Annotated in this window: 8 protein-coding genes and 2 pseudogenes; 3 read left to right on the forward strand and 7 right to left on the reverse strand. The window is 39.5% G+C overall.

The window, feature by feature from the left end:
• Positions 1-44: 44 nt before the first annotated feature.
• Positions 45-506, forward strand: coding sequence for a hypothetical protein (locus tag AACQ93_RS24415; protein WP_064609504.1), 462 nt, complete (start codon positions 45-47; stop codon positions 504-506).
• A gap of 237 nt (positions 507-743) precedes the next feature.
• Here AACQ93_RS24415 and AACQ93_RS24420 read toward each other — a convergent pair whose 3' ends face one another.
• Complete coding sequence (locus AACQ93_RS24420; RefSeq protein ID WP_064609505.1) at positions 744-1,676, reverse strand: phosphatidate cytidylyltransferase; 933 nt, start codon at positions 1,674-1,676, stop codon at positions 744-746.
• Positions 1,669-2,337: a CDP-alcohol phosphatidyltransferase family protein gene (locus tag AACQ93_RS24425; RefSeq protein WP_064609506.1), complete on the reverse strand. Its 669-nt coding sequence runs from the start codon at positions 2,335-2,337 to the stop codon at positions 1,669-1,671. The genes AACQ93_RS24420 and AACQ93_RS24425 overlap by 8 nt, the downstream gene beginning before the upstream one ends.
• Positions 2,338-2,723: 386 nt before the next feature.
• On the opposite strand from AACQ93_RS24425, the gene AACQ93_RS24430 reads away from it, so the two are divergent.
• Positions 2,724-3,533, forward strand: a complete 810-nt coding sequence (locus AACQ93_RS24430) for an SDR family NAD(P)-dependent oxidoreductase (protein WP_064609507.1) — start codon at positions 2,724-2,726, stop codon at positions 3,531-3,533.
• 63 nt (positions 3,534-3,596) lie between these two features.
• On the opposite strand, the pseudogene AACQ93_RS24435 reads toward AACQ93_RS24430, so the two are convergent.
• From AACQ93_RS24435 to AACQ93_RS24445, 3 genes and pseudogenes are all read right to left on the reverse strand, one after another.
• Positions 3,597-3,773, reverse strand: a pseudogene (locus AACQ93_RS24435) (LysR family transcriptional regulator); the annotation flags it as partial.
• Positions 3,774-3,874: 101 nt separating this feature from the next.
• Positions 3,875-4,118 (reverse strand): annotated as a pseudogene (locus AACQ93_RS24440) (LysR substrate-binding domain-containing protein); the annotation flags it as partial.
• 263 nt (positions 4,119-4,381) lie between these two features.
• Entirely contained in the window at positions 4,382-5,644 is a 1,263-nt protein-coding gene (locus AACQ93_RS24445) for an MFS transporter (RefSeq protein WP_064609509.1), read from the reverse strand.
• A gap of 136 nt (positions 5,645-5,780) precedes the next feature.
• Here AACQ93_RS24445 and AACQ93_RS24450 point away from each other — a divergent pair, with 136 nt between their 5' ends.
• Positions 5,781-6,563 (forward strand): 4'-phosphopantetheinyl transferase family protein, encoded by a 783-nt coding sequence (locus AACQ93_RS24450; RefSeq protein ID WP_064609510.1) that lies wholly within the window; start codon positions 5,781-5,783, stop codon positions 6,561-6,563.
• 53 nt (positions 6,564-6,616) lie between these two features.
• Here the strand turns inward: AACQ93_RS24450 and AACQ93_RS24455 are convergent, their stop codons facing one another.
• Together AACQ93_RS24455 and AACQ93_RS24460 are read right to left on the reverse strand one after the other, a co-directional pair.
• Positions 6,617-8,368 (reverse strand): ABC transporter ATP-binding protein, encoded by a 1,752-nt coding sequence (locus AACQ93_RS24455; protein WP_064609511.1) that lies wholly within the window; start codon positions 8,366-8,368, stop codon positions 6,617-6,619.
• Positions 8,362-10,155: an ABC transporter ATP-binding protein gene (locus tag AACQ93_RS24460; RefSeq protein WP_084419454.1), complete on the reverse strand. Its 1,794-nt coding sequence runs from the start codon at positions 10,153-10,155 to the stop codon at positions 8,362-8,364. Before AACQ93_RS24460 ends, AACQ93_RS24455 begins: the two co-directional genes overlap by 7 nt.
• Between the last annotated feature and the right edge of the window lie 12 nt (positions 10,156-10,167).

Genomic DNA, 10,167 nt, shown 5'->3' on the forward strand with positions numbered 1-10,167 from the left:
ATTTGGTCGCTTTCTGCTAAAAGAACCAATAAAAAGAAGGACTCATGAGCCAAATGAACATTTCAATGCACACAGCATCTCTCTTCAGGGACTTTCAACAACCAGTCTCACCAAATTCTCAAGCAGAGGCAAACAAACACAACAAGCTTGCTGAAACAGATAACCCGTCGGGGTTCAATCTTAATAACCCAGCACCAATCTCTGCTATCGACCATGCTAAAAACCTCAATATCCAATTAAAGAAAAGTGTAAACAGCGTTACCAAAGAGCAGCGTACAGAGAAAGATGACAAAGAAAAGAGCCAAATCGAGAAGCTTAAAGAACGCCTGAACAAAGAAATTGAAGAGCTGACAGAGCAAATAAAACACTTAGCAAAGTTCGATAACGAGCCGGCACAAAAGCTCAAAGAAAATCTTCAGAGCCGCCTTATTCAAGTACAAGAGCAACTCAACAAGATCATAGAAGAAGAACAAAAGAAAAAAGAACGTGAAAAAAATATGCGTTAGCTTTACTATGTTTTAGTACACATTACCCACTAAAACTCACCCTAGATGCATTAACTTTTTCATAAAAGTTAGAACAAACAGGCATGGAGATATTTTCTAAACATCCATGCCTTCCAATAGAAAGTCAACTATTGGTATGAAAAAGTCAAATGGAGTTATTTACATACTATCTTCTGCCGATACTACTAAAGCACACTTCTATCATAGAATAATAACACCCTGAGTATTATTACATTTTTAATAATACAGATAGTATACATAGTGAAAAAATAACGGTGCTGTAAACATTAAGCTATCAATTCTATCTAAAATACCACCATGTCCAGGTATCATTCCCCCCGTATCTTTAATTCCAAGGTCTCTTTTCACTGAAGAAATCACTAAGTCACCAACAAACCCGCTCAAAGATATAATCAAGCCAGAAATCCCACCCTGTATCATTGTTAACGGTGTTAATAATGGCGCTGAAAAAAATGATATAGAGATAATAGTTAACATTCCGCCAATAAAACCTTCCCATGTTTTATTAGGGCTTACTTTGGGTACAATCTTTCTCTTGCCTATTGTTTTTCCCCAAACATATTGAGAGACATCATTAAATTGAGTCATTACTAACAAAAATAGGACTAACCCTATTGAGCCAGCAGACAAATTAAGCGGTGGTAAAACCAATAAGTAAGCCATATGACTAAGACAAAATACAGTGAGCATCAGAGCCCAATGGAGCCGCCCTACAGATCGAATGAAACCTTTTGTGTCGCCATTTACAACCATAATCATCGGAAGGAACAAAAAGATGTAAACTGGAATGAATATAATAAACATTCCATACCATCCAATGGATAACCAGTAATACTGAAAGGGAATCGCCAAATAAGACCATAAAATAACCTTACGATCAGATACCCGACTTGGAACTATCGACAAAAACTCTTTAAATGCAAAAAAACTCATAAGGCCAATAAATACCACAGTAACATTTATTGGTAAACTTAAGGCAAAAAAAACAATACCAATTATCCACCACCAAGATCTAATTCTAAGTTTTAATTCGTCGTAGTCCTTCTCTGGGTTAATTTTCGACAGGTAGTAACAAATAACGCTAGCTAGGCACAAGACAAATAAGACTATTAACATAGTTAAAAATGAATATGGAGGAATATCAAACATGATCTACTCTGTTATTTTTATAATTAAAAATTTTTACAACTCGTCTATAGCAAGTCACAAATAACCCAAGCAACATGCCCCATAGAGAATAAGTCATCACATAACTAATCCTGCCCTGCTCCATTCCTAAAGTATCTAGAATAAACATCAATATTAATGAAGCAGTCAAAAGAGCCATACGGTGCTGTTTAGCCATTGGCCCACAGAAATCTGCGGGGCAGCCCATACTTGTCCCCAACACTCTGATATAAGCAGTAAGAACAGCCATTAAAGAGCAAAACCAAGCAATCCATATACTGTTATCACTAGCAATAAAACCAGTACCAATAATGAACAGCGGATCAGCTATCCGATCTGGCAAATCATTAAATAGCTCTCCTGCTGGCGTTTTTTTCCCTCCCTCAACCGCAACCATTCCATCGAACAAGTTACAAAGTAATCGTAATTGAATAAACATTGCAGCCATAAGCAGAAGAGTTGCTGATTTTTCGCATTTATAACCTAAAAGACAAAAAAAACCTGCTATAGCACATACAACACTGGTTAGAGAGATCTGGTTTGGAGAAATTTCTTTTCGGGAAAGCCAAGAGGCTATAGTTATAGCTGGTCCTGTATTTCTAACGGAAAGCTCACGCCTATTAGTGACTTCATTATTTTCCATGCTACATATTCCCCCTTTCAGAATTAGTGATACTATCTTCACTCCAACTGTACACAGCTGTTATAAGTGTCGTCTCACATGATAATTCATTGGAATAAAATAACTTTATTCTTCAAAAAAAATGCCACCCCCATCCAATAAATATTTCATTCGAAGTTATCACTACTCATCTATTCAATGATTTAACTCAAACAACATTCTCGGCTACTGTTTAATTAAAAGACCACTACTTAATCTATTTTTTGGTTACGTTTAAGCCACCACACCATTATCAACATTTTGTAGAAACTGTTTCACTCCCTTGCCTGATAGAAGATCCTTCGCCCTCCGCTTATGATGAATAAGCCATCATCATCACCGCGACTCAACCTGGAAGGACAATAACCATGCAAAAAATCATTCTTATTACTGGCGCTACCGACGGTATCGGATTTGAAACTGCCAAAATGCTGGTCTCTCAAGGCCACCATGTGTTGCTGCACGGACGTAACCCAGCAAAACTGGCAGAAGTAGAAAAAACTCTATCTCAATTATCAGGTGACGCTTGTGTTGAAAGCTATGTTGCTGATTTATCGAACATGAAGAATGTTGAAACCCTGATCCGGGATGTCGCTGAACGTCACGGCAAGCTGGATGTGCTAATCAATAATGCCGGGGTATATAACACACCGACTCAGTTCACCGCTGACGGACTGGATATTCGGTTTGCCGTTAACACCATTGCGCCTTATTTACTGACAAAAGAGTTGTTGCCATTACTTGAACCGAACGGGCGTGTGGTTAACCTTTCTTCAGCGGCACAGGCTCCGGTAGATTTAGAGGCTCTGGCTGGGAAAGGGCAGCTATCCGACAACGAAGCTTATGCCCAAAGCAAACTGGCGATCACCATGTGGTCTCGCATTATGGGGTTGGAATTGAAAGACAAAGGCCCGATGATCGTCTCGGTAAACCCGAAATCACTGCTTGCCAGCAAGATGGTCAAAAGCGCCTTCGGTATCGTAGGCAGCGATCTCACTGTGGGGGCGGATATTCTGGTTCGAGCAGCACTATCCGATGAGTTTACAGATGCTTCCGGCCTCTACTTTGATAACGATATCGGACGCTTTGGCGAGCCGCATTCTGACGCACTGGATGCTCAGAAAGCTCAGGATGTGGTGAACGCTATAGAATCTGTACTAGCGAAAATTACCCAGTAACCACAGCCAGATACACAACCTTCATAGTAAACACAGTCAAAGCCCGGCCTGCATTTCCCGGTGTCAACGGTCCCAATACGGCGGGCTTTGATATTGCTCGGCGTAATAGTCGATAAAAGCTCGGACCTTCGGAGCCAACAGACGTAAACTCGGGTAAACCGCCCAAATAGCGGAGTCTGAAATCAGCGGGTAGTCTTCTAGGACCTGCACTAGTTCTCCGTTTTTTAACTGCTGATAAGCACTCCCGGCCCCGACTGATGCACAGGCTGCCTCTGCGCTAGCCAGTACTTCTTCGGCGTGTGGAAGAAAATCTTGACCTTCCTCAGTCAAGGAGACTTTGCGTAAAGCAGGCTCTTTCCCAGCAGCCGGGCATGCAAAGTTGAATCCGTTACGTCCAATACGAATGGCACCATCCGTGCGCTTTTCTATAAGATCGACAAAGCCTTCATTCGAGGTGAGTTCTAATTCAATATCCGGATAGGCTTCTTTAAATGAATGGATAAATGGTACCAGCGGATGAAATACAAAGGACTGGCTGCATCCACCCGCAGACGGCTCACCTCGGGACATGATCTCATCTTCGGCCTTAATATGGTCTCCCGCTCAATACTGCGGTTACTACTATTGAAATTACCTCGCTCCGACTTAGCTACCGGACGAAACCCAATCAAATGCTAAATCCTATAAACTGAGGCATAGCCTAATTGATGATAACCACCTACTGAAGTAGATGTTTTAGGGCTGAAAATGAAAACCCAATATACGTGCGCTGTTATACCTTTATTTCCATCAAAAATTACTCATAAACAAAGGTGTTTCATGCTCAGGTCGTAATTTTTTGAGTTAGTTCAATCACTATAAGCATTGTACCAATGACGGTAATGACTAAGCTTTAACAACGCAAAAAAACAAAGTAACGCAATTACTTCACCTATCCCTAAGGCAATACTATAACTTGCCACCCCAGCAAGGCTTGTCGCAACGGAAGAGAAAACGATCTCACCAAAAGTCTGCGTCCCTTGAAAAAAAGCAATGTTGGTGGCCGGCTGCGTCGTTTGCTGAGAAAAACGCATAGAGTATGTATAAGTGCTTACAGCCACAAACCCCATCCCAAAGCCAACGATGATCGATGTAGCCCAAACACTCCAAGCACCAGCTAACCAGTTCTCAGCTATCGCAATCCATAAGCATCCACCAAACAGTACCATCTTCAAACCAGCCAAGAGCGTTACGCGGTAACCTTGACGTTTTATGAAGTTACTTGCAACAAAGCACCCCACCAACATCACAAGTAAATGACCAACGCCAGTCAGCATACCGACTTGAGACATAGACCAAGACAAATCAACCAGTATGAACTTTGATAACGCCATAATGATCACCCCACATAACGTGGCGCATGAACATAAAATCAAGGTTGATACCGCTCTCGGTGTTTTAAAGAATTTAATTAACGAGGCTTTGGTCTTTTCAGTCACATTTTGAACTTGAGGCTCTTGCCAAAGTAAAACAGGCATCAAAGCCAAGAAAGCAATGGCAGCTAGTAACAGCATACTTATTTGATAGCCTATTTGTTCAAAGGCAATCATGGCGAATGGTCCTGAAAGTAGCATCCCAATAATAATGCCCGACACTTGTATTGCATTCACCAAACCAAGATCTGATTTATCTGTGTGATCAGCCGCTAGTCCATCAGTAGCGATATCTTGCGTCGAGCCCACAATAGAAATAGTCGCGAGAAGGAATGTAACCAACAGCAGCGTTTGCTCATTAATTGAAATCATTGCCAAGGTAATGAGTGTTGCAACCATAGTAAGTTGCATTGGGATAATCCAAGACTTTCTTCGCCCAACTGACTCTAACCAATGATTTTCAACAAACGGGGACCATAAAAATTTGATTGCCCAAAAGATCCCCGCAAGTGGAACCATTGAAATAAGCTCTAACGGTAACCCTAAGGTTTTTAATAGCGTCGGGATAGCATGAAAGGTTAAGCCAATAGGAACACCTTGAACAAAATAGAGGCAGCAAATAATGAGGATTAAGGCATTATTTCTTTTTGGCTTTAATTTATGACTCTCACTTATATCATGATTATTGAAGCTTACCATAGAAAAATATCCTTACCTTTTCTTGTGCGTTTCTAATTAAATTTACTGATGAGTTTAAAAAAACAGACAAATTATGCTTTAGTTGACAAGCAAAGTAAACGATAATGATTTTTATTTACCACGGATAGTACTTATTATGTTAGTGGTCGCCTCCCCTCTCACAGAAACAAACGAACAACAGCTCAATAATTCCACTTATGGCTTTATCAAGAGCTTCTGTAACTTTGCTTTTGATTACCGAGGTATACCGTTGAAGCTAATGCAAGTTAACTTTGTTCTAAACGATTATAAGAAAAACTTATATTCGAAATTTAATATTGAGTGTCCGAAGCCAATTCAGACATCTGTTCCTAAAAGACAGGCTGAATTTTTTGCCGGACGCTTCTGTGCGAAGTACTTAATGGAAGCAGATCAAGGTTACTCCATCAGCGTTCCTATTTCGTCAGATCGTTCTCCTAAATGGCCTAATGAAATTACAGGTTCAATATCACATACAGATGATAGTGCCGTTGCTGTAATTTATAAAAAAGAACATTTAAAGAGTGAGATATCACTTGGTGTTGATATTCAAAACTTAATATCAACTCGACAGAGTGAAAGCATACAGCCACTTATTGCAGTCACAACAGAATTATCACTATTAAAGGTACATAGTTACTCTAGTGAATACTGCACTACGTTGTTATTCTCTGCTAAAGAGAGCATTTACAAAGCAATTTATCCACACATATATCAAATAGTTGATTTTGATGACGTTAAGTTAAGCGCGATTAATTATCACACGTCAACAATGACCTTCTCTACATCAGAAAATCTTATAAATAACTTCAATATTAATGAAACTATCGAATGCTACTATCGTTATGACATAAATAGAGCACAAATACTCACTCTATGCGTTTATGAACCCAACATATAAAATATAGCTACCAAAGAACGCAGCTTTGGCAGCTTATTTAATCAATCAAAATACTAAGCAGTTAAATGCCAACTTTGAGCTTGCTGTTGAAGATTCCAAAGCTCACTATAAAGCAGTTTATGTTGCAGCAAGGTGTCGTGCACCCCTTGCTCGACGATCTTCCCTGCCTCTAAAACAACGATATGATCAGCGTATTGAACTGTTGATAACTTATGAGCTATAACCAGTACAGTTTTATTCTGAACTAAAGCTTGCATTGCAACCTGAATATCTCGCTCATTTTCAGGGTCTAAAGAAGCTGTGGCTTCATCTAAGATAACAAGTGGCGCATCTTTAAGAAGTGCGCGAGCAATTGAAAGTCTTTGTTTTTCACCACCTGATAAGTGTACGCCACCAGCACCAATCTCGGTATCAAGCCCCTTCTCCATCTCCAACACTAAATTTTTAAGTTTAGCGAGCTCTATAACACGCCACAATTCATCATCCTCCGCATCTGGTTTAGCAACACGAAGATTATTCGCCAGTGTGTCATTAAAAATATAATTTAATTGAAACACAATACTGACATGCTGAAGCCAATGCTCAACTTGCATACCTGCAATGTCAACCTGATTTCCTTGCTTTCCTATTGAGATTGAGCCTGAATCAAGCTGCCAAAAACGAGCTATCAATGACGCAATTGTCGATTTACCTGAACCTGATGGCCCAACAAGAGCGGTTACTTTATTGTGAGGAATCGTTAGGTTTAAATTCTCAAAAAGCGGATATTTTGAACCTGGATAAGTGAAATTCACATCATTGAAGGTGATCGCCATATTTGAAATCTGCGGTCGGCTTTCACCATGTGGCATAATAGGTAATGACAGCACTTCATCAACACGGTTTACAGCCAGATCTAAATAATTTAGCTCAGCCAAAAACATCGACATGTTCAGTAATGGCCTAAAAAAGCGAACTGCTGCAATTAAAAATAATAATACTTCAGGTAAAGCTATAGTTTGCTCTAGCCAAGCCCAAGTAAGAACAACCAGCAACACAATTAAGCCTGACTCCACCAGTATATTAAAACTATAAACAGGCCATACTGCTGCCTTCTCAGCTTTTAGAGCTTGATTACGTGTTGATGTTAAAACATCATCTAAACGTGAAAAAGCTTTCCCCATCATGCGATAAGACTTAAGTTCTTTTAAGCCATTCATGTATTCCATTACGGCATCATTTAGTTGATGCATCAAATGCTGCATGTGACTCTGCCACTTTCTAGCATATGCTCGTGTTAGTAAGTAAGCGATACAAGCTAATGGCAGGGTTGACATCATAGCCAACCCCATTCGCCAATCTTTAGCTATCAGACCTAAGGCAAAAAAACACAATACTGAACTAGTGGCTATAATTGGCGCATACAAATGAGTAAAAATCCGCTCAATCATATCAATGTCTTTTAGCAAGGTGTTATTAACACTGCCAAAATCAGAACGCTGGAAAAAACCCATTGGCATTTTCCGTAAATGGTCACCTAAACGCTGACGAATTTGCTTTCCTGCATCAAAACCAATAAGAGAGATGTTCACATGAATAATTCGTGCCAATAGGGCCCGTATGATCATCATGACAGCACACCCGAGTACCAACATAAATTGATGTTGTATATCTGGCGTATCTGCTAACATATCCAACAGAATATAATAAAGAAAACCATATGGAGCAGAAGCAAAGAAAGCATCAAGCACCGTCAGAAATACAGTTCGATTTAATCCTTTCAGAGACGTACCTGTTAAACGTTTTAAGGTATTTATTCTTAACATGACTCAACACCCTCTGACATTAAAATTGTATCTTCACCCTCTGATGATTGCCCAAAGTGCCAAGCTTTAGTTTCTTGGTGTGCATTCCACATGGACTGATATAGCTCGCAGTATTCTAGCAACTCACCGTGTGTACCTTCTGACACTTTTTTACCTTTATCCATAACAATAATTTTATCGACATGAGTAAGCGTATTTAACCGATGCGCAATAACTAATACTGTTTTGCCTCGCATTAAACTTGAAATTGCTTGCTGAATACGAACTTCATTGCGCGCATCAGCATAAGCCGTTGCTTCATCAAGGATCAAAATAGGTGAATCTTTAGCAACAGCCCGAGCAATCGCTATTCTTTGAGCTTGCCCCCCACTTAAACTCCCTTGGTCAACTATCGTCTCGTAGCCTTCTGGTAATGACAAAATAAACTCGTGAGCACAAGCTGCTTTCGCTGCATTAACTATGTCTTCATCAGAGAGCTCATCATTCCCCATGCGAATGTTTTCTTTGATAGTTTGCTCAAAAATATAAACATCCTGAAAAACAAAACTAACAAACGACATCAATTGATCAAATGGAAAATCTGTTATCAGCTTATTACCTATGGTGATCTCACCACTCTGATATTCAAAAAATCGAGGAATTAACTGAGCCACAGTTGTTTTACCTGCACCAGATGGCCCCACAATAGCGGTAATTTTTCCTTGCATAGCAGTAAAAGAAACATCATCAACAGTACTTTTAATCGCTTTATCATGTCGAAACGTTACACGCTCAAAAGTTATACCTGTATGCGCTATAGTTTGCTCTTTATCACCTTCACTCTGCGGCGTCGTTTCACAGAAAGATTTTATCTTCTCAACTCCTTTTAGCATCTCACTGAACATGCCACCAAATTGAATAAGGTTATAAAGAGGTTCCATCAACCCCACACCTAGCAACATAAAAATAAATAATGTAGAGAGCGTTAAATCACCATGAGCGTATAGCCATACACCAACAGGTAATAAAAATAGCAAACCAAGATCAAGCGATAACTTAAATAAAGATGCTGGCGTTTTCGTATCTAACAACCAATTCGTCACCAGTGTATGATGCTCATTCACCGCATTTCGGTATTTTTGATGCGAATCAACCGTCATATTAAACGCTTTTACTACAGGTATAGATGCGACAAAATCAACAACACTAATATGCAGATTGGAAACAACCTTATGGTACTCATCTACTCTAACATTGAAGCCTTTGAACATAAGAGCTTGTAAACTCAAAGCTATAGGCAAAGGCAAGAGGACAATAAGTGCCAATCGCCAATCGATATATAACAAGAGCAGTGATGCGACTAAAGGGCTCACAATCGCAGCAGCCATATCTGGTAAGTGGTGAGCAATAAAAGTCTCAATTCTGTCGACATCATCTGAAATGATTTTTTTCATTGATGCCGCAGCTTGTTTATTACTTTCACCTAATGATAACTGCCCTACGCTATCAACAATTTGTTGGCGTATTTCAAATAACAGTTGAAAAGCAGCTTTATGTGACAATAATCCAGATGCTAGTTGCAACAGCATTTTCATCACTAATGCAATCGCAGCAAGTAAAACTAATTGCCAGACAATATAAGAGTCAGTAATAGCGTCATTTATAAACCCATCTACCAATTGATAAATAATTAAATATGGTACAACCGTAAGTAAAGAATAAACAACGGCAAGTACCATAGACGATAAAAGCTTACGGCGTTGGTTTGCAACCAATTCCATTAACCATGAAAACGGCGTTCCTTTCATTTTTCTGCCTAT

Origin of the sequence: Photobacterium sp. J15 (genome assembly GCF_963870815.1) — a bacterium.
GTDB classification, from domain to species: Bacteria; Pseudomonadota; Gammaproteobacteria; order Enterobacterales; family Vibrionaceae; genus Photobacterium; species Photobacterium marinum.

Coding starts and splice junctions, on each gene's coding strand:
- AACQ93_RS24460 (WP_084419454.1), bottom strand. CDS start 10,155: ATGAAAGGAACGCCGTTTTCATGGTTAATGGAATTGGTTGCAAACCAA.
- AACQ93_RS24425 (WP_064609506.1), bottom strand. CDS start 2,337: ATGGAAAATAATGAAGTCACTAATAGGCGTGAGCTTTCCGTTAGAAAT.
- AACQ93_RS24430 (WP_064609507.1), top strand. CDS start 2,724: ATGCAAAAAATCATTCTTATTACTGGCGCTACCGACGGTATCGGATTT.
- AACQ93_RS24445 (WP_064609509.1), bottom strand. CDS start 5,644: ATGGTAAGCTTCAATAATCATGATATAAGTGAGAGTCATAAATTAAAG.
- AACQ93_RS24420 (WP_064609505.1), bottom strand. CDS start 1,676: ATGTTTGATATTCCTCCATATTCATTTTTAACTATGTTAATAGTCTTA.
- AACQ93_RS24455 (WP_064609511.1), bottom strand. CDS start 8,368: ATGTTAAGAATAAATACCTTAAAACGTTTAACAGGTACGTCTCTGAAA.
- AACQ93_RS24450 (WP_064609510.1), top strand. CDS start 5,781: ATGTTAGTGGTCGCCTCCCCTCTCACAGAAACAAACGAACAACAGCTC.
- AACQ93_RS24415 (WP_064609504.1), top strand. CDS start 45: ATGAGCCAAATGAACATTTCAATGCACACAGCATCTCTCTTCAGGGAC.